The organism is Oceanobacter sp. 5_MG-2023 (assembly GCF_030548165.1).
GTDB lineage: Bacteria > Pseudomonadota > Gammaproteobacteria > Pseudomonadales > Oceanobacteraceae > Oceanobacter.
In genome coordinates this window covers 1-25,712 of record NZ_JAUORS010000017.1, presented here as the reverse complement: position 1 = coordinate 25,712, position 25,712 = coordinate 1, and the positions used below count along the sequence as shown (strand labels likewise).

Sequence of the window (25,712 nt, the reverse complement as noted above, 5' to 3'; positions counted from 1 at the left end):
GTCTTGGGTTAATTCGGACGAATACGTTGTGACCACTGGCGCGCAGTGGCGGTCAGCTGGTCGATATCTATGTGGGTAAACTCGGCGTTATGCAACAGCGCCTGGCCAGCCACCCAGACATGGCTGGTATAACGACTGCTGTCGGTGTAAACCAGCTGGGATATTGGATCATACAGTGGTTGCTGTGATAGCTGCGACAGGTCAACTGCTTGTAAATCAGCCCATTTGCCAACTTCAATCGAACCGGTGTGCTGGTCGATGCCCAATGCCTGGGCACTGCCCAGCGTGGCCATATGCAAGGCTTGCAAGGCCGGTACGGCGGCGGCATCGGCGGCGACGGCCTTGGCCAGCATGGCAGCGGTTTTCATTTCGGCCTGCAGGTTCAGGTCGTTGTTGCTGGCGGCACCATCGGTGCCCAGTCCGAGCGGAATACCGGCCTGCAACAGCCGAGCCGTGGGGCAAAAGCCACTGGCAAGTTTCAGATTGGATTCCGGACAGTGGACGACGCTGGCACCGCTCTGGCGCATAAGCTCGAGGTCCTGGTCGTTGATCTGGGTCATATGGACACAGCTGACGCCAGGGGCCAGAAAGCCCAGATCGAACAGGCGTTCGATAGGGCGCTTGCCGTATTTTTCCAGGCTGTCTTGCACCTCAAAGGCGGTTTCATGCAAATGGATCTGTACCGGTAGCTGCAGCTCATCAGCCATGGCGCGTACCTGGCGCAAAGGAGCATCGGAGACGGTGTAGGGGGCATGAGGCCCGAGTCCCAATGTCAGCAGATCGTGCTGTTGGCACTGGGTATGGACTGCCAGGGCTTTCTGTAGATAGTCATCGGCGTTGCTGGCGTAGTTGGTAGGAAAATCCAGAACCGGCATCAGGTTAACGTGGCGCATGCCGACGGTCAGCGAGGCCGCAATGGCATCCTGCGGATAAAAGTACATATCGGCAAAGGTGGTGGTGCCGGAACGAATCATTTCCGCCATCGCCAGTTCGGTACCCTGACGGACAAAGTCACTGTTCACCCATTGGGTCTCGGCAGGCCAGATATGCTGCTGCAGCCAGGTCATCAAGGGTAAATCATCCGCCATTCCCCGGAACAGCGACATCGCGGCATGACCATGGGCATTGATATAGCCGGGCAGCAGTGCATGGTGGGGCAATTCGATGGTTTGCCGGGCGTCACGCTCAGATTCTGACGACTCAATGGCTTCAATACGGCCGTTTGTTACAAAAACCGAAGCGTGTTCGATGATCGGTTGATTACCGTCCATTGGCACCAGCCAGCGAGCGTTGAGACGGAGGTCTGCAGTCATGAATAATCCTCATGTAAAAAGAGAGTAGATCGCCGTCAACGGTGGCGGGCACGAAGACGATTATATCCACCGCCCGGAGTGTTCGCGACCGCAGACTTGCAGAGTCTGCAAGATTGGAATCCAAAAGTGCGGTTTGGGCGGCCGTCAAGGGCAATGGAGCGCTTTTGCCCGAAAAGATGTTCGTTGCCGGGTATTTTGTTAATGCTGGGCTTGTGGTTGTTCTGAGACGCTTCTGGCAGGGAGTGTATTAGGTTATCGGGGCTTTTATGGTATGATGCGCGCTTTGTTTTGCGCTGCAAAATAACGCTGGTTCTGAACCAGTCTGTTGTCTGCAGCCAGGGCAGCGGTACGAATGGGTAGCGGTTGTGATTGCTGCCTGCTCCGGCGGTTGTTCTGTTAATCAATACAGTCAAGTGAATGCCATCGCCACGGTATGTGGCCAAGCGATACAGCACGGATCTTAATAGTCTATGGGTGAGTTAGCCAAAGAAGTTCTCCCGATTAACATCGAAGATGAATTGCAACAATCGTACCTTGATTACGCCATGAGCGTAATTGTCGGGCGAGCATTGCCCGATGTTCGGGATGGTCTCAAACCGGTGCATCGTCGTGTTTTGCATGCGATGAACGTACTGAACAACGACTGGAACAAGCCATACAAAAAATCCGCTCGGGTGGTTGGTGATGTCATTGGTAAATATCACCCGCACGGTGACTCTGCTGTTTACGACACTATTGTGCGTATGGCGCAGGATTTTTCCATGCGTTACACGCTGGTGGATGGCCAGGGTAACTTTGGCTCGGTCGACGGCGACTCGGCCGCAGCCATGCGTTATACCGAAATCCGCATGGATAAAATCAGCCACGACATGCTGGGTGATATCGAAAAGGAAACCGTCGACTGGGTGCCCAACTACGACGGTACCGAGCAGATTCCGGCAGTATTGCCGACCCGTGTGCCCAATTTGCTGGTGAATGGTTCCTCCGGTATCGCCGTGGGTATGGCAACCAATATTCCGCCGCATAACCTGACCGAAGTATTGACCGGTTGTCTGGCGCTGATTGACAACCCGGATCTTGATATCGACGCCCTGATGGAATACATCCCGGGGCCGGATTTCCCGACGGGCGCCTTTATTAATGGTCGTGACGGCATTATTGAAGCCTATCGCACCGGTCGAGGTCGCATTTATCTGCGTGCTCGCCACCATTTTGAAACCGACGAAAAGAACAGCAAGGTCAGTATTGTGTTCACCGAGATTCCTTATCAGGTGAACAAGGCCCGCTTGATTGAAAAAATTGCCGAGCTGGTCAAGGAAAAAAAACTGGAAGGCATTACCGAACTGCGTGATGAGTCCGACAAGGACGGTATGCGGATTGTGATAGAGCTGCGTCGTGGTGAAATGCCCGAAGTCGTGCTCAACAACCTGTTCGCCCAGACCCAGTTACAAGGCGTGTTCGGCATCAACGTTGTGGCACTGGTCGAAGGCCAGCCCCGCACGCTGAACCTGAAGCAGCTGCTGGAAGCTTTCGTCAAGCACCGTCGTGAAGTCGTTACCCGTCGCACCATTTTTGATCTGCGCAAGGCCCGGGAGCGCGGCCACTTGCTGGAAGGTCTGGCACTGGCACTGGCGAATATTGATCCGGTGATCCAGTTGATCAAGGAATCCACCAACGCTGCCGAAGCGAAGGAAAAACTGATCGTTACCGCCTGGCATCCGGGCGATGTCCTGGACATGCTGGAGCGAGCCGGTGAAGACGCCTGTCGCCCGGATGACCTGCCGGAAGAATTTGGCTTCCGGGATGGCAAATACCATTTGTCGCCGGCCCAGGCACAAGCCATTCTGGATCTGCGACTGCAAAAACTGACCGGCCTGGAACATGAAAAACTGATCGAAGAGTACCAGCAAAAACTGGAAGAAATCGCCGAATATCTGGAGATTCTTGGTAGTGCCGATCGCTTGATGACAGTGATCCGGGAAGAGCTGGAAGCCATTCGGGCAGAGTATGGCGATGAGCGCAAGACCGAAATCATGGCGGTGAAGCGCGACCTGAGCATGGCTGACCTGATTCCGGAAGAGGATCTGGTGCTGACGCTGTCCCACAGCGGTTACGCCAAGACCCAGCCGATCGATGCCTATCAGGCCCAAAAGCGCGGTGGTAAAGGACGTTCTGCCACGTCAGTAAAAGATGAAGATTTCATCGAACACCTGTTAGTGGTGAACAGTCACGATACCGTGTTGTGCTTTACCGATGCGGGCAAGGTGTACTGGCTGACGGTGTACAATATTCCGCAAGCCAGCCGTAATGCCAAAGGCCGTCCGATTGTCAATGTACTGGCACTGGATGAAGGCGAACGTATTACCGCCATCCTGCCCGTGGTCGAGTACCGTGAAGACAACTTTGTCTTTATGGCCACCGCTCGCGGCACGGTGAAGAAAACCTCGCTCGACCAGTTTTCCCGTCCACGCTCCAGCGGTTTGATCGCCTGTGAGCTGGATGACGGTGATCATCTGGTTGGTGTGGCCATTACCGATGGCTCGCGCGATATCATGCTGCTGTCTGATGCCGGTAAAGCGGTGCGTTTTTATGAAGGCCAGGACAGCGAAGGCAAAGGCGGAGTACGGCCGATGGGACGTACAGCCCGTGGGGTGCGAGGCATCACACTGGGTCAGGACCAGAGCGTTATTGCACTGATCATTCCAGAAGAAAACGGTGCGATTCTCACCGCTTCAGAGCGTGGTTTTGGCAAACGCACGGAAGTGACGGAGTTCCCGACCAAGGGGCGCGGCACACAAGGTGTGATTGCCATGGTCACCAACGATCGTAACGGCCGTATGGTGGGAGCCGTGCAAGTGTTCGACGGTGATGAAGTGATGCTGATCAGCGATCAGGGCACGCTGGTGCGTACCCATGTCAACGAAGTATCACTGTTGGGTCGTAACACCCAGGGTGTGACCCTGATTCGTGTCAGCGAGAAAGAAAAGCTGGTCGGGCTGGAACGGATCTGTGATCCGGAAGATGATGAAGCCCTGTTGGCGGTATTGGCGAACGCTGATGATGCCGGCGATACGGCCGACCATAGTGATCAAAGCGATCAAGAAGCCGGTGTTGAAAGCAATACCGACGACAACGGTGACGACGCAGAATAACAAGCTGCGTTCGTCTGGACGGGGCGCTCCGGCGCCTGCAATACAGAGCAATCAATCTGATGAACCGAGTGTTTAATTTTTGTGCTGGCCCGGCGGCATTGCCGAGTGCGGTACTGGAGCGGGCGGGTCTGGAACTGGCAGACTGGCATGGCAAGGGCTTGTCGATCATGGAAATGAGCCACCGCAGCGCTGATTTTGTTGCCGTGGCCAAAAAAGCCGAACAAGACCTGCGTGACCTGATGGCCATTCCCGACAACTATAAAGTGTTGTTTATGCAAGGTGGCGCCAGCAGCCAGTTTGCGATGGTGCCATTAAACCTGGCCAACGGCAGCGGCAAGGTCGATCAGATCGTGACCGGCCAATGGTCAAAAAAAGCGCTGGCAGAAGGCAAGCGTTTTGCGGATGTCCGGGTGATTGCCTCGACCGAAGACAATAAGTTTACCTCGGCGCCGGCACCATCAGAATTGGCCTTCAACGCCGACGCCGACTATGTCCATTACTGTCCGAATGAGACGATTGGTGGTGTGGCGTTTGATTATATTCCTGACACTGGCGACGTTCCTCTGGTGGCGGATCTGTCATCGGCGATTTTGTCTGATACGCTGGATGTCAGCCGTTTTGGCATGATCTACGCCGGTGCCCAGAAAAACATCGGCCCGGCGGGCCTGTGTGTGGTCATTATTCGTGATGACTTGCTGGGCAAGGCCCGGGCAACCACACCAACGATGTTCAACTACACCGTGTGTGCCGATAACGGCTCGATGTACAACACACCACCAACGTATAGCTGGTATTTGGCCGGGCTGGTGTTTGAATGGCTGAAAGAACAGGGCGGTATTGCGGCCATTGCGGCGGCCAACCATCGCAAAGCGGCACATTTGTATCAGTTTATCGATACCAATGACTTTTATGCCAACCCGGTTGCACTTCCCAATCGCTCGATCATGAATGTGCCCTTCACCCTGGCCGATGCGAATCTGGACTCCTTGTTCCTGCAACAGAGTGAAGCGGCCGGGCTGTTGAATCTGGCCGGTCATCGCAGTGTGGGTGGTATGCGTGCCAGTATTTACAATGCCGTTTCTGAAGCGGCTGTTGTTGCATTAACCGACTTTATGGCCGACTTCGCTCGTCGCCACGGTTAAGCTTGTACACTGGCTCGCCTGTCGGGTCAGTGATCCCATTCCAGATTAACGAAGCAAGGCAACTCATGAGTGAAGCTCAGGAACTCGAACAACTGCGCCAGTCGATTGACTCTATTGATCGGCAAATTCAGGAGTTGATCAATCAGCGTGCCCGCTGTGCCCAGCAGGTTGCAGAGGTGAAGGAAAAATACGCAGCGCCGGGTGAATCGGTGATTTTTTATCGTCCTGAGCGGGAAGCACAGGTACTGCGTAATGTAATGGCGCGTAATACCGGCCCGTTGCCGGATGAAAATATGGCGCGCCTGTTTCGCGAAATCATGTCGCAATGTCTGGCTCTGGAAGAGCCATTGAATGTGGCGTTTCTTGGCCCGGAAGGGACCTTCACCCAACAAGCGGCAGTAAAACATTTTGGCCATGCCGTGTGCTGTCACAGCCAGGTCTCGATTGGTGATGTGTTCCGTGAAGTGGAAAGCGGTGCTGCCAATTTTGGGGTGGTGCCGGTAGAAAACTCGACCGAAGGTGTGGTGACCCATACCCTCGACAGCTTTTTTGATTCAAACTTGCAGATTTGTGGCGAAGTATCGCTGCGGATTCATCATCACCTGATGTCGCAAGACCCGGCCCAACCGATCGAACGGATCTACTCCCACGCCCAGTCACTGGGGCAGTGCCGACGCTGGCTTGACCAGCATTATCCGGACGTGGAGCGGATTGCGCTCAGTTCCAATGCCGAAGCGGCGCGTCGTGCCAGCCTTGAACCGGGCAGTGCGGCGATTGCCGGTGAAGTTGCTGCTGATCTGTATCAGCTGGTTGTCTGCAGCGCCAATATTGAAGATCGCCCGGACAATACCACGCGCTTCTTGATTGTTGGCCGTCAGGCAACCCTGTCCAGTGGTGAAGACAAAACCTCGATCATGGTGTCCAGCCGCAATCAGCCGGGTGCCCTGTATCAGGTGCTGGAGCCATTTCATCAGGCCGGAATCAGCCTGACGCGTATCGAAACCCGACCAGCACGTACCGGCACCTGGAATTACGCCTTTTTTATTGATTTTGAAGGCCACAGTGACGACGCTGTGATCAGTACTGTGCTGGAACAGCTGCAACAGGTTGCGGCGGATTACAAATGGCTGGGTTCTTACCCGAAAGCCGTTCTGTAAGCGACCTGGTTACCGAGCCTTGTCTGTCCATTGATTGACAGGGTTGATTAAACAAGTGTTAGACATCTGGCCGTGCGGCTCCCTTGTCTGGCCCATGCTATGAGAGCAAATCATGAGTGTAGATTTTCAGCAGTTGGCCGTTGCCGGAGTGCGCGGTCTGAAACCTTATCAGCCTGGCAAACCGATTGATGAGCTGGCGCGTGAACATGGGCTGGATGAGGCCAATATTGTCAAGCTGGCCAGCAATGAAAATCCGCTTGGCCCCAGCCCGAATGTGATTGCCGCCATTCAGGGGCAACTGGCAGAACTGACCCGTTACCCGGATGGTGCCGGTTTTGATCTCAAGGCTGCCTTGTGTGAACGCCTGGGCGTGACCGCGGATCAACTGACACTGGGGAACGGTTCCAGTGATATTCTCGATTTTGCCGTGCGGGTTTTTGTCGACAAGGGCGATAACGTCGTTGTGTCGCAACATGCTTTTTCCATTTACGGTCTGGTGACCCGCGCCATTGGTGGCGAAGTGATCGAAGTGCCTGCCCTGAATTTTGGCCATGATCTGATGGCAATGGCGGCGGCGATCAATGACCGTACACGGGTTGTATTTGCCACCAATCCGAACAACCCGACTGGTACCTACAGTACCCGTGCAGAACTGGAAGCTTTTCTGGCAGCGGTACCTGAGCGGGTGCTGGTCTTGCTGGACGAAGCGTATTTCGAATATGCCGAAGTTGAAGACTACCCCAGCGGTCTGGATTACCTGTCACAGTATCCCAACCTGCTGGTCGTGCGTACTTTTTCCAAGGCCTATGGTCTGGCATCGCTGCGGGTCGGTTATGGCGTTTCCAGCCCGGTTGTGGCTGACCTGATGAACCGGGTTCGTCCGCCATTCAATGTGGATTCCTTTGCACTGGCCGCTGCCACCGCAGCGCTGAAAGATAGCGACTATCTGGCCAACAGTGTTGCGCTTAACCGTCAGGGTATGGCGCAGTTGGTTGCCGCGTTTGAGTCGCTGGGATTGAGTTATATTCCGTCAGTAGCCAATTTTGTGACCTTCAAGTTGCCTGAAGGCAAGGATGATCAGACGGTGAATCAGCAGTTGCTGCAAATGGGGGTGATTATTCGCCCGGTCGCCAACTACGATATGCCCGGATACATTCGGGTATCGGTCGGAACGACGGCAGAAAACCAGACATTTATTGATGCGTTGACGAAGGTGCTGGCTTGACCACAGAGAATGGATTCTTTGTTCACCGGGTCGCGGTAATTGGCCTGGGGCTGATTGGTTGCTCCTGGGTCAAGGGACTGCGTGCCCAGGGGGGCGTAGGCGAGGTGGTCGGCTTTGATCGCAACCTCGATTCAATGGAACTGGCTTGCGAGACCGGCATTATTGACCGCTACGCAACCTCCCCCGGGGCAGCGGTTGCCGACGCCGATCTGGTGATTGTATCGGTGCCGATTTTATCGGTACGTCCGGTGCTGCAGGCATTGAGTGCGAGCTTGCCGCAGCATGCGGTGATTACCGATGTCGGCTCGGTCAAGGGGTCGGTTGCTGCAGATGTCAAGGCGGTATTCGGGGCCGGGTTTGGCCGCTTTATTCTCGGCCACCCGATTGCCGGTTCTGAACGCAGTGGGGTGGCCGCGGCGGATGAACATCTCTACTGCCGGCACAAGGTGATCATCACGACCGAAGCCCATACCGACAACACCGCACTGCAACTGGTCATGCAGGCCTGGCAAGCGGTGGGAGCCGACGTCGAAATCATGTCGGTGGGTCATCACGACGAAGTACTGGCCGCGACCAGCCATCTGCCGCATTTGCTGGCCTATTCGTTGGTGGATACCCTGGCCAACAATCATGAAAACAAAGAAATCTTCAATTATGCGGCGGGTGGTTTCCGTGACTTTACCCGGATTGCTGCCAGTAGCCCGGAGATGTGGCGGGATATTTTTACCGCCAACCGGGAGCAATTACTGGCAACCCTGGACCTGTTTAACAAAGACCTCCTGCAGTTACGTGAGGCCATTGTCCAGAATGACACCACGACCCTGATGGGGGTACTGACTCGTGCCAAGGCTGCACGGGATCATTTTTCAAACATACTTGCCCGCAGGGCCTTTGTGGAACCTATGAAAACCAGTTCTCTTTCCTATCTGGTGCAACCGGCCAAGTGTTTGTCCGGCACCTTTCGCGTACCTGGCGACAAATCCATTTCTCATCGCTCCATCATGCTGGGTTCGCTGGCCAATGGTGTTACAGAAGTCAGCGGCTTTCTCGAAGGTGAAGACAGCCTGGCAACCTTGCAAGCCTTCCGGGATATGGGTGTGGTGATTGAAGGCCCGCATCGTGGTCGTGTGACCATTCATGGTGTTGGCCTGCATGGCTTGAAAGCACCGGCCAATGCCCTGTATGTCGGCAACTCTGGCACCTCCATCCGGCTGTTGTCCGGTCTGTTGGCCGGTCAGTCTTTTGATGTCGAAATGAGTGGTGATGAATCCTTGAGCAAGCGTCCAATGGGGCGGGTGGCTGATCCGTTACGACAAATGGGCGCCATTGTGGAAACCGAAGAAGGTGGTCGTCCACCGTTAAAAATCAAGGGTAACCAGGCTCTGAAAGGTATTCACTACGTGTTGCCCATGGCCAGTGCTCAGGTCAAGAGCTGTGTGCTGCTGGCGGGTTTGTACGCCGAAGGCAGTACATCCGTGACGGAACCGGCACCGACCCGGGATCATACCGAACGCATGCTGAAAGGCTTTGGCTACGATGTGCAGGTGGATGGCAGCACGGTGACGATCCAGTCTGGCGGTGAATTGACGGCGACCAGTATTGATGTCCCGGCAGATATCTCGTCCACTGCGTTTTATATGGTGGGAGCCAGCATTGCACCGGGTTCCGATATTACCTTGCAGCATGTTGGTATCAATCCGACCCGTATTGGCGTGATCAATATCCTCCGTGCCATGGGCGGCAATATCGAGGTTATGAATGAGCGTGAAGTTGGCGGTGAACCGGTAGCTGATATCCGGGTACGCTCGGCCCAGCTCAAGGGTATCCATATACCGGAAGACCAGGTGCCGCTGGCGATTGACGAATTTCCGGCGATCTTTATTGCCGCCGCCTGTGCCGAAGGGGAAACCATCCTGACGGGAGCAGAGGAATTGCGCGTCAAGGAGAGCGACCGTATCCAGTCCATGGTTGATGGCTTGAATAGCCTCGGCGTTGCGGCGCAAGGCACTGCCGATGGTGCAATTATTCCTGGTTTTGGCCCTGAAGGCAGCTTTGGTGCTGGCGTGATCGCAAGCCATGGCGACCATCGTATCGCCATGAGTTTCTCAATGGCCTCATTGCGGGCAGAGGCAGCGATTGTTATTCATGACTGCGCCAACGTCGCGACCTCTTTCCCGGGTTATGTTGAACTGGCCAATAGCACAGGTTTACAGCTGCAAATACAAGGAGATGTGGGTGGTGACTGATTCGAGAGCAACGTCAATTCCGGCAGCAGTCCCGACGACGTCTGCGGTTATCGCCATTGATGGCCCCTCCGGTGCTGGTAAAGGCACCGTTTGTGCGCTTTTGGCTGAGCAGCTGGGCTGGCATTTGCTGGATAGTGGTGCGCTGTACCGGATTACCGGTCTGGCCGCCAGCCGCAAACAGATTGCGCTGGATGACGAAGTCGCTGTCGCCGCTGTCGCTGCGGTGCTGGATGTGCGTTTTGAACCACGCAGCACTGGAGTGCAGGTGATTCTGGAAAACGAAAACGTGACCGACACCATTCGCACTGAAGACGTTGGCAGCCTGGCCTCTCAGGTTGCGGCTTTACCTGCAGTACGCGATGCCCTGTTGCAGCGGCAACGTGACTTTTGCCAGGCCCCGGGTCTGATTGCTGATGGCCGGGATATGGGCACCGTGGTGTTCCCTCTGGCCGAAGTTAAAGTATTCCTGACCGCCAGCGCCGAAGAGCGGGGCAGAAGGCGATATGAGCAGTTGCTTGACAAGGGATTTGATGCTAGTTTACCCGCCCTTATCGAAGACATCCGAGCTCGCGATGAACGCGACAGCAACCGGGCTGTTGCTCCGCTGAAGCCTGCCGATGACGCTATAACCATTGACAGTACTGAGCTGACGATCGACCAGGTGTGCGGACACGTGGCAGATCTTGTTCGCAAAGCAGGACTGGTCTGAGATGAAATCCGGTACGTTTGCCAGCCCCCTGCTCTAAGGAATCAGAAGCGTACCAGGGTTTTTGTATGATTTGACCCAAATGTCTGGCCATTTGGAACGCGTCACTATTCCGTCAACCATTTCATCGGAATATACGCTTTTATATAGGTATTAATTCATGACCGAAAGTTTTGCTGAGTTATTTGAAGAATCCTTGAAAGAACTGGACATGCAGCCCGGTTCTATCGTCACTGGTACCGTAGTCGACATCGACAGCGACTGGGTAACTGTGAACTCAGGTCTGAAATCTGAAGCTGTTATTCCCCGCAGCCAGTTCCTGAATGAAAAAGGTGAACTGGAAGTTGCTATTGGCGACGAAACCCAGGTTTCCCTGGAAGCGGTTGAAGACGGTTTTGGTGAAACTAAGCTGTCTCGTGAAAAAGCCAAGCGTGCTGAAAGCTGGAAAGAGCTTGAGAAAGCCTTTGAAGCTGAAGAAATGGTTACCGGTATTATCAACGGTAAGGTTAAAGGTGGTTTCACTGTTGACCTGAAAAACATCCGTGCCTTCCTGCCAGGTTCTCTGGTTGATGTCCGTCCAGTACGTGACACAGCCCACCTGGAAGGTAAAGAGCTGGAATTCAAGGTTATCAAGCTGGACGCCAAGCGTAACAACGTTGTGGTTTCTCGTCGTGCCGTTCTGGAAGCTGCCAACAGCCAGGAACGTGAAGAATTGCTGGCTAACCTGCAAGAAGGTCAGTCTGTCAAAGGTATCGTCAAGAACCTGACCGATTACGGCGCATTCGTCGATCTGGGTGGTGTTGACGGCCTGCTGCACATCACCGATATGGCCTGGAAGCGCATCAAGCATCCAAGCGAAATCGTTGCTGTTGGTGACGAAATTGACGTTAAAGTCCTGAAATTCGACCGTGAACGCAATCGCGTTTCCCTGGGTCTGAAACAACTGGGTGATGATCCATGGGTCAACATCAATGATCGTTACCCTGAAAATGCCCGCGTTAAAGCCCGCGTCACCAACCTGACTGACTACGGTTGTTTCGCAGAGCTGGAAGAAGGCGTTGAAGGTTTGGTTCACGTTTCCGAAATGGATTGGACCAACAAGAACATCCACCCATCCAAGGTTGTTCAGGTTGGTGATGAGATCGACGTGATGGTTCTGGATATCGACGAAGAACGTCGTCGTATCTCTCTGGGTATCAAGCAGTGCACCATGAACCCATGGGAAGAATTCGGTACCAAGTGTAACAAGGGCGATAAAATCTCCGGCAAGATCAAGTCAATCACTGACTTCGGTATCTTTATCGGTCTGGACGGTGGTATCGATGGTCTGGTTCACCTGTCTGACATCTCCTGGAACGACACGGGCGAAGAAGCCGTTCGTAACTACAAGAAAGGCGATGAGCTGGAAACCGTTATCCTGTCTATCGATCCAGAGCGTGAGCGTATCTCTCTGGGTGTGAAACAGCTGGAAAGCGATCCGTTCTCCGAGTTTGTTGCAGTTCACGATAAAGGCGCTGTTGTTGTCGGTAAGGTCATTTCTGTTGATGTCAAATCAGCGGTTGTTGAATTGTCTCCAGGCGTAGAAGCTTCCCTGAAAGCTTCTGAAATCAGCCGTGACAAAGTAGACGATGCCCGTACTGTGCTGAAAGAAGGCGAAGACGTACAAGGTGTTATCACCATGGTTGATCGTAAAAACCGTGCGTTGAGCATCTCTATGAAAGCCAAAGACAATGCAGAAGATCGTCAGGCTCTGAAAGAACAGCGTACCAAAGCGGATGCTGAAGTATCTGGACCGACCACCATTGGTGATCTGATCAAAGAACAGCTGAACCAGAAAGACTAAGGTCAAGCTGCTCTGAATAAAAACCCGCTTCGGCGGGTTTTTTTATGCCTTGTTATCCAGTTTTGATAGCAGGGTATTATTTCGGTATTGCTTGAGACGGTATTGTTTGAAGCGGTATGGTTCCAGACAGTCAGGACAGGTTTTCCTTGATTGGCAGTGCGCTTTTATGTCGATTAGCTATAGGGATTGTCTGGATATTTCAGGTAACATCGTGGATGAAATGGCTTTCCCATCTTTGAGTACATAAACAAACATCGAACGGTTGCATTTGTTGTCTGCTAACTGCATGATTTGACAACAGTTATTGTCATGCAGTCACCTCATGGAGGAAAACACTGTGACTAAGTCTGAACTGATAGAACGTATCGTCAGTCGTCAGCCGCAGTTATCTGCCAAAGATGTCGAGTTAGCCGTTAAAACGATGCTCGATTATATGTCGTTGAGCCTGTCGTCGGGTGAGCGGATTGAGATTCGCGGATTTGGCAGCTTCTCGTTGCACTATCGTGCACCGAGGATCGGGCGTAATCCCAAAACTGGCGAAACGGTCGAGTTGCAAGGCAAGTTTGTGCCGCATTTCAAGCCGGGTAAAGACTTGCGCGACCAGGTTAATGACAGTATCGATGGCGAACACTAGGGCCTTGTCGGCCAGGTAATATCATGCTGCAAAAAATCAGGATCGGCATAAGTCTGATCTCATTCCTGCTTATCTTTCTCTATTGTCTGACATTCGCGACTCGTAACAGCGAGTCGCTGGATGTGTTTTTTCTGGTAGGGGCTCCTGTCAGTCTGCCGGTTGCGCTGTGGTTTGGTCTGATGTTGGCACTTGGTTGTGCTATTGGCCTGCTGGCGGGTGTGATGTCCGTCTTATCAAAGAAACGCAAAATCCGCCGCTTGCAAAAAGCGCTGGATGAATTAGAGAAGCGATCTGGCAGGCTGCCCTAGGCTGGCATCATGATAGAATCCGCAATTGTGTTTATACTGGTGCTGGTAGGTACTGGCATTGGCTGGACACTGGGCTATCGTTCCGGTAAGGCTCGCCCCAAAAGTACACCGGTTGACTGGATTCCCAGTATCGATTTTATTCTTGCACAAAACACCGACCTCACTCTTAAACGTATTGTTAATGCCCAGACACTGGATGATGATTCGGTTGAATTGTTTCTCCGTCTCGGCTGTAGTTTGCGGGAAAAAGGCGAAGTCGAACGTGCTATCCACTTGCACCAGACCCTGTTTGCCCGGACTGACCTGAAGGGCGTACTGCTGCAAGAACTGGAGCTGGAACTGGCGATGGATTTTTCCATGGCGGGTCTGCATGACCGGGCGGAACGCCTGTTGCTGGAATTACTGGAGAGTCGTGGCCGTATCCAGGAAAAAGCAGCCATGGTTTTACTGGAATTACTGGAAGGCGAGGGCGAGTGGCAACAAATTCTCGACCTGAATCAGGCCAAAAAATTACCCACTTCCCCTTTGTTACAACGCCGTGTGGCACATGCGGCGTGTGAATTGGCTGAACGGGTGGCAAGTAGTGGCAATTATGTTGAAACCCGTCAGCTGTGCCGCGCCGCACTCAAATCAGACAGTCGCTGTGCCCGTGCTTTTGTGGTGCTGGGGAATATGGCGTTTGAGCAAAACGAACCCCATGAAGCGGTACGCTGCTATCTGAAAGCGCTGGATCATGATCCAGGCTCCATTATTGCCATGCTGGAACCGATGGTGAAGTCGTTCCGTCAGCTGGGTGATCCCCGTGGTTTGCTGGCCCACTTGCAGCGTCATGGTGAAGAGCTGAATTACGTGCCTGCTCTGGTGGCCCGTGCCGAAACCCTGGCCGATCTCGAAGGGGCGGACAGCGCCATCGCTGGATTTATCGAGGATCTTGAACGTTATCCATCCTATACCGGGTATGTGGCGATGTTGGGCTTGTTGCTGCGCCACAAGCAGCGTTTGACCGAGTCGCAGGCCCATGGGGTGTATGATATTCTCCATCGCATCGATACCGATGACCCGAGCTTTGTCTGCAGTCAATGTGGTTTCAAGGCGCGGGAATTCCATTGGCGCTGCCCAAGTTGTAAAAACTGGGCCAGCTTCAAGGCTATCACCTCTTCCAGTCACTCCTCCGTTGTTATTGAAGACCTATGACTATTGATTCTTTCCATTCTGCTCCACCTGTTTCCGCTGCTGTAACTTCTCCTATCGTGGTGGCGCTGGACTACCCCTCATCGGAGGGCGCACTGGCAACCGCCAGATTGCTGGACCCTGCCAGTTGTCGGGTGAAGGTGGGTAAAGAGCTGTTTACCGCCGCAGGGCCGAGTGTCATCGAGCAATTACACGGGCTTGGATTTGATGTGTTTCTCGATTTGAAATTTCACGATATTCCCAATACCTGCGCCAAGGCTGTCGCGGCTGCGGCCGACCTGGGTGTCTGGATGGTGAATGTACACGCCAGTGGTGGTCGTCGCATGATGGAAGCCGCTCGTAATGAACTGGACAAGCGTTCCAACCCTCCGTTGTTGATTGGTGTCACGGTGCTGACCTCCATGGATGGCTCTGATCTGGCGGAGTTGGGCCTGACGGTGACACCGGAGCAGCAGGTAGCACGACTGGCAAGCCTGGCGCAGTCATCCGGGCTGGACGGTGTTGTATGTTCTGCCAATGAGCTCGCGGTTATTCGCCAGCATTGTGGGGCAGAGTTCAAAACAGTAACGCCGGGTATCCGTCCATCCTGGAGCATGAATCAGGATCAAAAACGCGTTATGACACCCGAACAGGCAATGGCTGCAGGGGTTGATTATCTGGTCATTGGCCGACCGATTACCCAGGCGGAGAATCCGGCTGCAGCGTGTCAGAAAATTCTCGATAGCCTGGCCTGATCGCTGATGTGTCTGCTGCTGGGAGTGCTTATGGATGAGCACTTATTCAATACGCTGTCAGTACTGTGATAGCGCAAGCGCAGCAGTAGATTTAACCAGACCAGACCAGCGGCGGAATGGGGCTGAGTTGGCGTAACAATCAATGGGTAACAATCAATGACGTAATAATCAACGACGCCATAATTAATGACACCATCAAGCAACAACGGCAAATCGTCGGGATCTGTTTGGATATAGCAAGAAAGAAAACATAGATAGGATCAATCGAAGCAGGAATCGGCGAGAGCGATTAGCAGAACTTCATATTACTTGCCTGGCTCCCCGAGCTGGACTTGAACCAGCGACCAATAGATTAACAGTCTACTGCTCTACCAACTGAGCTATCGGGGAACATCAGCAAGTGGTGCGCATTATACGGAGCCAGCGGTTTGTGTCAATAGCCCAGAATTAAATAAACAAGAGAAAATTCAAGGCGTTAGGCGTTCTGCCGGAGCGTCGGTAGAAAGTATTCGACGCATCAGCAGAAGCCATCTTTAATCTTTGGCGATACGGCTGAAAACCACACCCTTCTGGTTTTTGTATTTGGCGTTTACCCGTTTGTTATACGGACGTTTGGCAGGGCTGCTGAGCGTTTCGAACGACAAGGCACAAATCACCATGGCTGGTCGTAATGCCAGCGGCAATTTGCCATTGTTATAAAACTCCAGAACGATCTGGCCATCCCAGCCCGGGTCGATTCGTCCGGCGGTCAGGTGAACCACCAGACCAAGGCGTGCCAGTGAGCTGCGACCATCAAGCCATCCAACCAAGTCGTCCGGGATGGTGACAGATTCCATGGTTGCTCCGAGTACCAGCTCCCCCGGATGGATATAAAGCGACTGATCATGTGCAATTTCGATTTCCTTGCTCATGATATGGTCGATATCGCGCTCCAGCTGTGCACGTTCACCGGAAAGATCCAGATGAGTGGCAGAGTTATTGCTGAAGACTCGAAAACGGTGGTCGAGGCGCAGGTCAACACTGATGCCAGCAATCGCATCGGGGCCTGGAGCTGGCTCGATAGTAATGCTGCCCTCACTCAGGCGCTGTTCAATGTCGGCATCACTTAATCGCATGGCGGTTCTCTGATTATTGGGTCGATTTACAGGTCGCTACTGACCAGGTCGATCTGGTATTGGATTTTGCCTTTTTTGCGATCCACCAGTTTTACCAGCAGGTAACCCTTGTCTTTCGCCAGCCAGGCATAAATGTCTCGTTGATCATCACGGACTTGTTTGATCTTGATGGTATCCAGCACGCCAATTCTGGTTTTTAACGGCTCTTCCGCAACGATAACAAATTCATAATTGCGTACCCGGTTTTTCTCGAACACCTGATAGCTGAGTTGATCCTGACCACTGGCAAGATCCAGGCTGACTTGCAGCATATAGGTCAGCTTGTCTTGCAGCTTGTCTTGCCAGACATCGTTAAATTCACGCGACTGCAACGGTGAATAAATCCGCTGCCGGGCAGCGTCAAACTGATATTCCTGATCATCTTCCTGGATCAGTCCTGAGCCCCGGTAATGGTAGCTTTGCGGCTGGATAATGCCATCCTGCAGTGAAAAAACCGCCTGCTCCTGCACCGATGCGGCGGAGGCGTCAGCCTCAAAGGTCATCTGCCAGAGCTCATCCTGGCGCTGTACCAGACGGCGCTCAGCATCAATGTTGAAACTGAAAAACCCCCATTCGTAGCGACTGGTATATTGTGCCCTGAAGGGTTGCAGTGTGGCGTGTTGTACTGCTGGCAGCTCGTCTGGTATCGCGTTGTGCTCTGGTTGCAGTCCGGCATCGTCCGTCGATGACGGGTAGGTACTATCCGTGCTGTCCAGAGTAGGGGGCTGAGTGTCACCGTTACTGGCCAAAGCCAATAAGGGTGACAGTAGCAGAGTACAGGCCAGGTATTTGATTCGTCTCACAGATCATCCTCACTGCGATGGTGATTGATTACTGGGCTGTCAGTCTGAGTCCGGATGGCGGCAGAAGTTTACTATCAAGAGTGACACCTTTATCAGTCATCTCCAGTCTGCCTTGTGTACACCATTTGACGATGATTGGATACAACACATGCTCCTGGGCCTGTACCTTGCGTTGCAGGCTGGCGGCGGTGTCGTCTTCCTCAATGGGCACACTGGCTTGAGCGATCACTGGGCCACCATCCAGCTCTTCGGTGACAAAGTGTACGGAGGCTCCATGCTCTTTGTCACCGGCATCAATGGCGCGTTGATGGGTGTCCAATCCTTGATACAAGGGCAGTAGGGATGGGTGAATATTGATCAGGCGGCCGCGGTAACGACGAACAAAGTCAGCGGTCAGGATGCGCATGAACCCCGCCAGCACTACCAGATCCGGGGCAAGGTCATCGATGGCCCGCATCAGATGGGCATCAAATTCCTCGCGGCTGTTGAACTGCTGATGGTCCACCAGTACCACCGGAATATCGCGGTCGCGGGCATATTGCATACCCGCTGCCTCTGGGCGATTACAAACAACACCGGCAACCATGGCGTCAATATCGCCCGTCTGGACAGCGTCGGCAATGGCCAGCATATTACTCCCCGTACCGGAAATCAGTATCACGATACGAGGTTGATCAAGTGCCGAGTCGGTCATCATACGGTGCGGTGACCGATGAATTCCACGCTGGCTTCTTCATCGGTTTTTTCAACGATATTGCCAATAATCCAGGCTTGTTCACCTTCAGCGTTCAGCAGGGCGATCGCCTGGTCTGCTTTGTGTTCCGGCAAGGCGATGATCATGCCAACACCACAGTTAAAGGTGCGGAACATTTCTGCGGTGGCGACATTACCGGCTTGTTGCAGCCATTCGAACACCGCAGGCCAGCGCCAGCTGTTGGTATTGATCACGGCTTTGCAGTTGTCTGGCAAAACGCGGGGGATATTTTCCTGGAAACCGCCGCCGGTGATATGCGACAGCGCGTGCACTTCGGTGGCATTGATCAGTTGCAAGGTTGATTTGACGTAGATGCGAGTCGGTGCCATCAGAGCGTCGGCCAGCGGCACACCGTCGAGGTCCTGTTGCAGATCGGCATCAGCAACGTCAAGGATCTTGCGTACCAGCGAGTAGCCATTGGAATGCGGGCCACTGGAGGCCAGCGCGACCAGGGAATCACCGGCCTGAACCTTGGTGCCATCAATGATGTCGGCTTTTTCAACAATACCAACACAAAAACCGGCGAGATCGTAGTCTTCGCCTTCGTACATGCCGGGCATCTCAGCGGTTTCACCGCCAACCAGTGCGGCACCGGCCTGTTCACAGCCGGCACCAATACCACTGACAACGGCTGCGGCAACGTCAACGTTCAGGTGGCCGGTGGCATAATAGTCAAGAAAAAACAGCGGCTCGGCACCAGAGACCACGAGGTCATTGACACACATGGCGACCAGGTCGATACCAATGGTGTCGTGCTTGCCCAGATCCATAGCCAGACGCAGCTTGGTGCCCACGCCATCGGTACCCGATACCAGAACGGGTTGATGGTAGCCTTGTGGCAGTTCGAACAGAGCGCCAAAACCGCCAAGGCCGGCCATGACTTCCGGGCGGCGAGTGCGTTTGGCTACGTCCTTGATGCGTTCTACCAGTGCGTTTCCGGCATTGATGTCAACGCCAGCGTCTTTATAGCTTAGGGATTTTGATTCGGTCATTCGGATTCACAGGGTGGCTGCAAAGAAGCGGGGTATTCTAGCGATTTGTGTCCGCCACTTCACCTGCTGCGACAAAGAAATAGTACGACAGGCCAGTTAATTGGCGCAGAAGCGCATGGAAACCGGCTTTTGTTACGATCAGCATCCCCAGATCATCAAGTCACTGGCGGAGTTCTCTTGGGTGCGTGGCTTGTGCGTGGCACAATAGCCACTGTCCGATGTCTTGGTGTTGTTCCTGCTCCCGGTATTGTTGTTGTGATGGTTATGATGGCCGCAGTCAATGTGGGGCTATCAATAATGGAGCTTATAAGGCTTGCAATATAAGGCTTATAAACCAGTCGCAGTACCGATAGTCGCAGCAACCCCTTTGGCGTCAGAGCAAGAACCCATGTTCGCGGTGGTTGTACGCCGTAAACCGGAATGACAAAGGAATTTTCACGCGTGCGCTCAGTCTTTCTGCGATTGATGTATTGTCTGTTGTTACTCTCTCCCGTGGCCTCTGCCGGGGTAGTAACGGATCTGTATCTGGCCTCTATTGAAGTGGCAGATAGAACGCCCGCGACGCGAGAAGCGGCGATGCCCGCGGCATTGCTGCAGGTGTTGACCAAGGTGTCGGGCAAACCTGCGGCAGAGCTGAAATCTCTGACCGGTAAGTCATCGAGCCGTTATCTGGCCAGTTATCGTTACACCTCGCAGACGGATGGCGGGGCTCTGGTACTGCAAGCCATGTTTGCGACAGGCCCGGTCAATGACTTGCTGGCCCGTCATGGATTGCCGGTGTGGGGCAGTAATCGACCGGATGTCATGTTCTGGCTGGGGTTGTCTTATAATGGCAGCCGATCGGTTATCAGTGCCGATCAATATCGGGGCTGGCGCAATGTATTTGCACTGCACGGGATTCCAGCCGTCTGGCCGATTCAGGACCTGGACGACCAGATGGCGCTACCGGCCGAACGCCTGTTCGGCTTGTTCCGGGATGATATCCGGGCAGCTTCTGAACGCTATCACACGGATGCCATTGTTGCCGCCCGGATCACTCCGTCTGGGGATGGCTGGCGTGCGGATGGTTATCTTGAATATCACCATGACCACTTTCCGCTGGATATTCGCGGCAAATCGGAGTCGGCAGTTATTGCTGCACTGGCCGAGGCAGTGAGTGGCTATTTTTCCAGTCGCTACGGCGTGGTGACTTCAGCAGCCGATTTGGCAATAGAGCAACAGACGCTGACCATACAGCAGGTTAGCCGCTACGACGATTATCGGGCTGTGTTGGCATTACTGGCTTCGGTATCCGGGGTAGAGCAGGTGTCGGTTCTGGGCGTTCGTGGCGACAGTCTCGATCTGGGGCTGACGCTGAATGCCAGTTGGTCGCAGGTGCTGACTAATATCCGTTTTGACCGACGAGTCAGTGATAGCAATTTGCCGGATACACTGCTCTGGATGGGGCATTAATGGTGACGCCGCACCCTCAGCTGACCTTGTCCGTCTATGTGCGGGATGATGCGCGCATTGCCAATTTTTATGCCGGACCCAACGAAGAAGTCATCCAGGCTGTGCAGCGCCAGTGGACGTTATCAGGAGACCCTTTTCTGTTCCTTTGGGGGGATTCCGGTTGCGGCCTGAGTCATTTGTTGCAAGCGGCGTGTCATTATGCCGATGGTCTCGGTCATCACAGTGTCTATCTGCCATTAAAAGAGCTGGTGAACTACAGCCCCGAGGTGCTGGATTCACTGGAACAATTACCCTTGGTGGTACTGGATGATATCGAGGCAGTACTGGGCCATGACGACTGGGAGCTGGCCCTGTTTCATCTGTTTAACCGGGTGCGGGAAAACGATGGCCATTTGTTGATCTCGGCACGTTGTCCGCCTCAACAGCTGGCTGTGGCGCTGCCGGATCTGGGGTCCCGATTATGCTGGGGCGTGGTGTACCATTTGGCATTGCTGCAGCCAGAAGAGCGGGCTCTGGCGCTGGTCTTGCGGGCGCGGCAGCGGGGTATTTTACTGGCAGAAGACGTGGCGCGTTTTATCGTCTCGCGAGGGCCGGAACATATGGAAGGCCTGGCTGATATTCTGGATCGTCTGGACCATGCTTCGTTGACCCATCAGCGCAAATTGACCATTCCGTTTGTCAAGGAAGAGATGGACTGGTAACACAACCAACCCTGGCAAGGCCATATCGGTGCTGTTGGTGCTGGTGGAGTAGGTGTGTTGATGGTGCTGGTATAGGTGTGCTGCAGGTGTTGTTGGGCAGGATAAACAAGACGGTCTTGATAAAACGTTACAGCTAATTCTGAATATTCAGCTATTGATGTCTGGCTGCCTTGTCCCCACGCCAGGCATGGGAACAAGGAAGACTGAAGCCAAAATACGTCGCCGGATCAGTTACCCAGCGCTTTTTGCAGGCGCGCAATGGCATCTTTCAACGTCGCCAGACTGGTTGCGAACGACAGTCGCATAAAGCCTGGCGAACCAAACGCCGACCCAGGCACCATCGCCACACCGGCTTCGATCAGCATCTTCTCTGCAAAGTCGATATCATTGGCAATGCCCATCGTATCCATCGCGCCCTGAAAGCTCGGGAACGCGTAGAACGCGCCATCCCCTTCAAGGCACTCAACGCCGGGTAACGCATTTAATGCCGCTACCAGATAGTCGTGACGTTCCTTGAACGCAGCCACCATGGGTTTGACGCAGTCGTTACCGCCTCTTAAAGCGGCTTCCGCCGCCACCTGGGAGATCGAGGCCGGGTTTGATGTACTTTGTGACTGGATCTTTTTCATCGCCCCAATCAGCTTGGCTGGCCCGGCAGCATAACCAATCCGCCAGCCAGTCATGCTGAACGCCTTGGATACACCGTTCAGAACGATGGTGCGCTCGTACAGCTCAGGGCAGGCGTTGAGAATATTGTGGAAGCCACACTCAGCCCACAAAATCAGCTCATACATATCATCGGTGGCGATCAGCACATCCGGATACTGTTGCAGCACCGCGCCGAGCGCTTTCAGTTCATCCAGGCTGTAGGCTTTGCCAGACGGGTTGGATGGGCTGTTCAAGACCACCAGACGCGTTTTGGGAGTAATGGCCGCATCCAGTTGCTCAGCCGTCATCTTGAACTGGTTGTCCATCGATGTTTCAACAATCACCGGTGTGGCTTCCGCAATCTTGACCATATCCGGGTAAGACACCCAGTACGGCGCCGGGATAACGACTTCATCGCCAGGGTTTAACAAGGCCAGGCTCAAGTTGAAAAAGCTTTGCTTGCCACCACACGACACCAGAATCTGATTTGCTTCATATTCCAGGTTGTTGTCGTTTTTGAACTTGCTGATAATGGCTTGTTTGAGTCCCGGCGTTCCATCCACAGAGGTATACTTGGTGAAGCCTGCATCAATAGCCGCAATAGCCGCTTTTTTTATGTGCTCAGGGGTGTCGAAATCCGGTTCGCCGGCGCCAAGGCCGATAATGTCCTTACCTTCTGACCGCAAAACCGCAGCACGATTGGTGACTGCCAGCGTAGGGGAAGGCTTGATCTGTTGAACGCGATCAGACAGTTGCAGGTCCAAAATGTGTATCCTCAAAACAGGCGTGATAGAAAATTGACAACCGGAGCAATGTTGCAAAATGATGAATTGTCCGGAATGAATGCCAAACTGCGGAATCTTACTAAATCTACTGACATACTGGAATCCCTATGAGCAAGACGTTTGCGCTCACGTCCAAATATTCCCCTGCCGGAGATCAGCCTGAAGCCATTCGGCAGTTAGTTGCCGGTATTAACGCCGGACTTCTCAAACAAACCCTGCTCGGCGTTACGGGTTCCGGTAAAACCTACACCATGGCCAACGTTATCGCCCAGTGTCAGCGGCCGGCGATTATCATGGCGCACAATAAAACATTGGCGGCGCAGCTGTACGGTGAGTTCAAGGAATTTTTCCCCGACAACGCTGTGGAATATTTTGTTTCCTACTACGACTACTACCAGCCAGAAGCCTATGTGCCCTCATCGGATACGTTTATCGACAAGGATGCTTCCGTCAACGAACACATCGAGCAGATGCGGCTGTCGGCCACCAAGGCACTGCTGGAACGCCGCGATGCCATTATTATCGCCACCGTATCGGCCATCTATGGCCTTGGTGATCCGGATTCCTACCTCAAGATGATGCTGCACCTGGTGCGCGGAGACCAGGTTGATCAGCGTACTATTCTACGCCGTTTGGCTGAGCTGCAATATACTCGTAACGACATGGATTTTCACCGCGGCACCTATCGAGTACGGGGAGAAGTGATCGACGTCTACCCGGCAGAAAGTGACGACGAAGCCGTACGTATCGAACTGTTTGACGACGAAGTCGAACAGCTCAGCAGTTTTGATCCACTGACCGGTGCCATACACAACCGCCTTGGCCGCGTTACGATCTACCCCAAAACCCACTACGCCACCCCGCGCCAGCGTATTCTCGATGCCATTGACGGCATCAAGGTCGAGCTGGACGAACGGCTGGAATATTACCGCAACGAGAATTTGCTGGTCGAAGCCCAGCGGCTGGAACAGCGCACCCGCTACGATATTGAGATGATGCAAGAGCTGGGGTACTGCTCCGGCATCGAAAACTACTCGCGCTACCTCTCAGGCCGAGAGCAGGGGGCCGCGCCGCCAACCCTGTTTGACTACATCCCCAAAGACGCGCTGGTATTTGTGGATGAAAGTCACGTTACCATCCCCCAGATTGGCGGCATGTATCGGGGCGACCGTTCCCGCAAGGAAACCCTGGTGCAATTTGGCTTTCGGCTGCCATCGGCACTCGACAACCGGCCGATGCAATTTGAAGAGTGGGAAGCCATCGTACCGCAATGCATCTTTGTCTCCGCCACCCCCGGCAATTATGAAAAAGAGCACCAGGACGCAGTGGTCGAACAGGTGGTGCGGCCCACCGGCCTGGTCGACCCGATTATCGAAATCCGCCCAGCCACCGGTCAGGTCGACGATGTGCTGCATGAGCTGCGCTTACGGGTCGACAAGGGCGAACGGATACTGATTACCGTACTCACCAAACGTATGGCCGAAGACCTGACCGACTTCCTGTTTGAGCAAGGCGTGCGCGTTCGTTACCTGCACTCCGACATCGACACCGTCGAGCGGGTAGAAATCATCCGCGACCTGCGGCTGGGCGAGTTTGATGTGCTCGTGGGTATTAACTTATTGCGAGAAGGGCTGGATATCCCGGAAGTTTCGCTGGTGGCTATTTTTGATGCCGACAAGGAAGGCTTTTTGCGCTCCGAACGCTCACTGATCCAGACCATTGGCCGCGCCGCCCGTAACCTGAATGGCCGGGCAATACTCTACGCCGACCGGGTAACCGACTCCATGCGCAAGGCGATGGAAGAAACCGACCGCCGCCGGGAAAAACAGGTCGCCTTCAACGAAGAGCACAACATCACTCCCCAAGGCGTCTTCAAATCGGTTGAAGACATCCTGGAAGCGGCTCCTGCACCCGGTAAAAAAGGACGCAATGGCAACCGTAACCGCAAAGTGGCAGAAGACAAGCCGGATTATGGATCAGCCGACTGGAGCCGACTCACCGCCCCCGAGCTGGTGAAAAAAGTCGCCGAAGTTGAAGACCGCATGTTCAAAGCCGCCCGCGACCTCGATTTTGAAACCGCCGCCAAACTCCGCGACCAGCTCCACGACATGAAAGCCAGAATCATCGCCAACAGCTAATATAAAAAGTGGCAGCCGACCGATTTCCCCCTTTTTCGAAAAAATTCAGAAAAAGGGTTGCACGACTACAAAACCAGAAGTAATATGCGCGCTCTCTTTAGGACTATAGCTCAGTTGGTTAGAGCGCTACCTTGACATGGTAGAGGTCCCCAGTTCGAATCTGGGTAGTCCTACCAAGAATTCTTTTACAAATCAGCCGCTTACGAGCGGATTTTTTGTGTCTGTCAGGCTGGTTTCGACGTGTTGGCAATTCGTTGGCAATATACAGTGGTTCTTGCAGCTCTTTTCCTGTTCTATTTTCGTCACTAATCATCTGATCAGGTAGTGAGTATGTAGCTGTCTGTCAAATGGACTTGGACACGTTGGGTTGTAGTGGTCAACTAATCCCGGACAGTATTTTAAAGTTTTCCTCAGCTGCAACGGGCGAAATGCCGTCGTTGAATGTATGAGGTCGCGGCCGGTTGTAGTCGTCCATCAGATAACCACCAACATCCTTCTTGGCCTCGGCTAGGTTGCGATAACCTAGGGCCGGTATCCACTCAGACTTCAGACTTCGGAACAGTCTTTCCATCGGTGCGTTATCCCAGCAGTTGCCACGACGGCTCATGCTTTGGGTCATTCGATAACGCCATAG

21 protein-coding genes and 2 tRNA genes are annotated in these 25,712 nt (G+C 53.7%); 15 read left to right on the top strand and 8 right to left on the bottom strand.

Annotated elements, in window-relative coordinates:
• Positions 1 to 8: 8 nt before the first annotated feature.
• Positions 9 to 1,313, bottom strand: a complete 1,305-nt coding sequence (locus Q4551_RS11890; RefSeq protein ID WP_303434060.1) for a TRZ/ATZ family hydrolase — start codon at positions 1,311 to 1,313, stop codon at positions 9 to 11.
• A gap of 470 nt (positions 1,314 to 1,783) precedes the next feature.
• Here Q4551_RS11890 and gyrA point away from each other — a divergent pair, with 470 nt between their 5' ends.
• From gyrA to pyrF, 11 genes are all read left to right on the top strand, one after another.
• Complete coding sequence (gyrA, locus tag Q4551_RS11885; RefSeq protein WP_303434059.1) at positions 1,784 to 4,465, top strand: DNA gyrase subunit A; 2,682 nt, start codon at positions 1,784 to 1,786, stop codon at positions 4,463 to 4,465.
• A 59-nt stretch (positions 4,466 to 4,524) separates the two neighbouring features.
• On the top strand, positions 4,525 to 5,607 hold the full coding sequence (gene serC, locus Q4551_RS11880; protein ID WP_303434058.1) for a 3-phosphoserine/phosphohydroxythreonine transaminase: 1,083 nt from the start codon (positions 4,525 to 4,527) through the stop codon (positions 5,605 to 5,607).
• 65 nt (positions 5,608 to 5,672) lie between these two features.
• Positions 5,673 to 6,764: a prephenate dehydratase gene (gene pheA / locus Q4551_RS11875; protein ID WP_303434057.1), complete on the top strand. Its 1,092-nt coding sequence runs from the start codon at positions 5,673 to 5,675 to the stop codon at positions 6,762 to 6,764.
• A gap of 112 nt (positions 6,765 to 6,876) precedes the next feature.
• On the top strand, positions 6,877 to 7,989 hold the full coding sequence (hisC, locus tag Q4551_RS11870; RefSeq protein WP_303434056.1) for a histidinol-phosphate transaminase: 1,113 nt from the start codon (positions 6,877 to 6,879) through the stop codon (positions 7,987 to 7,989).
• Positions 7,986 to 10,235 carry a bifunctional prephenate dehydrogenase/3-phosphoshikimate 1-carboxyvinyltransferase gene (locus tag Q4551_RS11865; RefSeq protein WP_303434055.1) on the top strand — a complete coding sequence of 750 codons (2,250 nt, stop codon included), beginning with the start codon at positions 7,986 to 7,988 and terminating at the stop codon, positions 10,233 to 10,235. The genes hisC and Q4551_RS11865 overlap by 4 nt, the downstream gene beginning before the upstream one ends.
• Entirely contained in the window at positions 10,228 to 10,944 is a 717-nt protein-coding gene (gene cmk, locus Q4551_RS11860; RefSeq protein WP_303434054.1) for a (d)CMP kinase, read from the top strand. Before Q4551_RS11865 ends, cmk begins: the two co-directional genes overlap by 8 nt.
• 157 nt (positions 10,945 to 11,101) lie before the next feature.
• Positions 11,102 to 12,784 carry a 30S ribosomal protein S1 gene (gene rpsA / locus Q4551_RS11855; RefSeq protein WP_303434053.1) on the top strand — a complete coding sequence of 561 codons (1,683 nt, stop codon included), beginning with the start codon at positions 11,102 to 11,104 and terminating at the stop codon, positions 12,782 to 12,784.
• 322 nt (positions 12,785 to 13,106) lie between these two features.
• Positions 13,107 to 13,418: an integration host factor subunit beta gene (ihfB, locus tag Q4551_RS11850; protein ID WP_303434052.1), complete on the top strand. Its 312-nt coding sequence runs from the start codon at positions 13,107 to 13,109 to the stop codon at positions 13,416 to 13,418.
• Between the two features lie 23 nt (positions 13,419 to 13,441).
• Positions 13,442 to 13,726: a LapA family protein gene (locus Q4551_RS11845; RefSeq protein ID WP_303434051.1), complete on the top strand. Its 285-nt coding sequence runs from the start codon at positions 13,442 to 13,444 to the stop codon at positions 13,724 to 13,726.
• Positions 13,727 to 13,735: 9 nt separating this feature from the next.
• Positions 13,736 to 14,920, top strand: a complete 1,185-nt coding sequence (locus Q4551_RS11840) for a hypothetical protein (protein WP_303434050.1) — start codon at positions 13,736 to 13,738, stop codon at positions 14,918 to 14,920.
• The gene (gene pyrF / locus Q4551_RS11835) at positions 14,917 to 15,651 is read left to right on the top strand and encodes an orotidine-5'-phosphate decarboxylase (RefSeq protein ID WP_303434049.1); all 735 of its coding nucleotides are present in this window, start codon (positions 14,917 to 14,919) and stop codon (positions 15,649 to 15,651) included. Before Q4551_RS11840 ends, pyrF begins: the two co-directional genes overlap by 4 nt.
• Positions 15,652 to 15,965: 314 nt before the next feature.
• On the opposite strand, the gene Q4551_RS11830 is transcribed toward pyrF, so the two are convergent.
• From Q4551_RS11830 to purM, 5 genes are all read right to left on the bottom strand, one after another.
• Positions 15,966 to 16,041 (bottom strand) — tRNA-Asn (locus tag Q4551_RS11830).
• Positions 16,042 to 16,184: 143 nt separating this feature from the next.
• On the bottom strand, positions 16,185 to 16,766 hold the full coding sequence (gene dcd, locus Q4551_RS11825; protein ID WP_303434048.1) for a dCTP deaminase: 582 nt from the start codon (positions 16,764 to 16,766) through the stop codon (positions 16,185 to 16,187).
• Between the two features lie 26 nt (positions 16,767 to 16,792).
• Positions 16,793 to 17,608 carry a DUF3108 domain-containing protein gene (locus Q4551_RS11820; protein WP_303434047.1) on the bottom strand — a complete coding sequence of 272 codons (816 nt, stop codon included), beginning with the start codon at positions 17,606 to 17,608 and terminating at the stop codon, positions 16,793 to 16,795.
• A 28-nt stretch (positions 17,609 to 17,636) separates the two neighbouring features.
• Entirely contained in the window at positions 17,637 to 18,305 is a 669-nt protein-coding gene (purN, locus tag Q4551_RS11815) for a phosphoribosylglycinamide formyltransferase (RefSeq protein ID WP_303434046.1), read from the bottom strand.
• The gene (gene purM, locus Q4551_RS11810) at positions 18,302 to 19,354 is read right to left on the bottom strand and encodes a phosphoribosylformylglycinamidine cyclo-ligase (protein ID WP_303434045.1); all 1,053 of its coding nucleotides are present in this window, start codon (positions 19,352 to 19,354) and stop codon (positions 18,302 to 18,304) included. The genes purN and purM overlap by 4 nt, the downstream gene beginning before the upstream one ends.
• Positions 19,355 to 19,795: 441 nt before the next feature.
• Between purM and Q4551_RS11805 the strand changes: the two genes are divergently transcribed.
• Complete coding sequence (locus tag Q4551_RS11805; protein WP_303434044.1) at positions 19,796 to 20,806, top strand: DUF2066 domain-containing protein; 1,011 nt, start codon at positions 19,796 to 19,798, stop codon at positions 20,804 to 20,806.
• Entirely contained in the window at positions 20,806 to 21,507 is a 702-nt protein-coding gene (hda, locus tag Q4551_RS11800; protein WP_303434043.1) for a DnaA regulatory inactivator Hda, read from the top strand. Before Q4551_RS11805 ends, hda begins: the two co-directional genes overlap by 1 nt.
• Before the next feature lie 227 nt (positions 21,508 to 21,734).
• Here the strand turns inward: hda and Q4551_RS11795 are convergent, their stop codons facing one another.
• Positions 21,735 to 22,922 (bottom strand): pyridoxal phosphate-dependent aminotransferase, encoded by a 1,188-nt coding sequence (locus tag Q4551_RS11795; protein ID WP_303434115.1) that lies wholly within the window; start codon positions 22,920 to 22,922, stop codon positions 21,735 to 21,737.
• Positions 22,923 to 23,047: 125 nt separating this feature from the next.
• On the opposite strand from Q4551_RS11795, the gene uvrB reads away from it, so the two are divergent.
• Positions 23,048 to 25,078 carry an excinuclease ABC subunit UvrB gene (uvrB, locus tag Q4551_RS11790; protein WP_303434042.1) on the top strand — a complete coding sequence of 677 codons (2,031 nt, stop codon included), beginning with the start codon at positions 23,048 to 23,050 and terminating at the stop codon, positions 25,076 to 25,078.
• Positions 25,079 to 25,177: 99 nt separating this feature from the next.
• Positions 25,178 to 25,254, top strand: a tRNA-Val gene (locus Q4551_RS11785).
• 200 nt (positions 25,255 to 25,454) lie between these two features.
• Here Q4551_RS11785 and Q4551_RS11780 read toward each other — a convergent pair.
• On the bottom strand, positions 25,455 to 25,712 hold a 258-nt coding region (locus tag Q4551_RS11780; RefSeq protein WP_303434041.1), incomplete at its 5' end, for an integrase core domain-containing protein.

Excerpts from the sequence above, each read along its gene's own strand:
- uvrB (WP_303434042.1), top strand. The coding sequence starts at position 23,048 with ATGAGCAAGACGTTTGCGCTCACGTCCAAATATTCCCCTGCCGGAGAT.
- purM (WP_303434045.1), bottom strand. The coding sequence starts at position 19,354 with ATGACCGAATCAAAATCCCTAAGCTATAAAGACGCTGGCGTTGACATC.
- hda (WP_303434043.1), top strand. The coding sequence starts at position 20,806 with ATGGTGACGCCGCACCCTCAGCTGACCTTGTCCGTCTATGTGCGGGAT.
- gyrA (WP_303434059.1), top strand. The coding sequence starts at position 1,784 with ATGGGTGAGTTAGCCAAAGAAGTTCTCCCGATTAACATCGAAGATGAA.
- hisC (WP_303434056.1), top strand. The coding sequence starts at position 6,877 with ATGAGTGTAGATTTTCAGCAGTTGGCCGTTGCCGGAGTGCGCGGTCTG.
- ihfB (WP_303434052.1), top strand. The coding sequence starts at position 13,107 with ATGGAGGAAAACACTGTGACTAAGTCTGAACTGATAGAACGTATCGTC.
- dcd (WP_303434048.1), bottom strand. The coding sequence starts at position 16,766 with ATGCGATTAAGTGATGCCGACATTGAACAGCGCCTGAGTGAGGGCAGC.
- pheA (WP_303434057.1), top strand. The coding sequence starts at position 5,673 with ATGAGTGAAGCTCAGGAACTCGAACAACTGCGCCAGTCGATTGACTCT.
- Q4551_RS11890 (WP_303434060.1), bottom strand. The coding sequence starts at position 1,313 with ATGACTGCAGACCTCCGTCTCAACGCTCGCTGGCTGGTGCCAATGGAC.
- rpsA (WP_303434053.1), top strand. The coding sequence starts at position 11,102 with ATGACCGAAAGTTTTGCTGAGTTATTTGAAGAATCCTTGAAAGAACTG.
- pyrF (WP_303434049.1), top strand. The coding sequence starts at position 14,917 with ATGACTATTGATTCTTTCCATTCTGCTCCACCTGTTTCCGCTGCTGTA.
- Q4551_RS11845 (WP_303434051.1), top strand. The coding sequence starts at position 13,442 with ATGCTGCAAAAAATCAGGATCGGCATAAGTCTGATCTCATTCCTGCTT.
- serC (WP_303434058.1), top strand. The coding sequence starts at position 4,525 with ATGAACCGAGTGTTTAATTTTTGTGCTGGCCCGGCGGCATTGCCGAGT.
- purN (WP_303434046.1), bottom strand. The coding sequence starts at position 18,305 with ATGATGACCGACTCGGCACTTGATCAACCTCGTATCGTGATACTGATT.
- Q4551_RS11840 (WP_303434050.1), top strand. The coding sequence starts at position 13,736 with ATGATAGAATCCGCAATTGTGTTTATACTGGTGCTGGTAGGTACTGGC.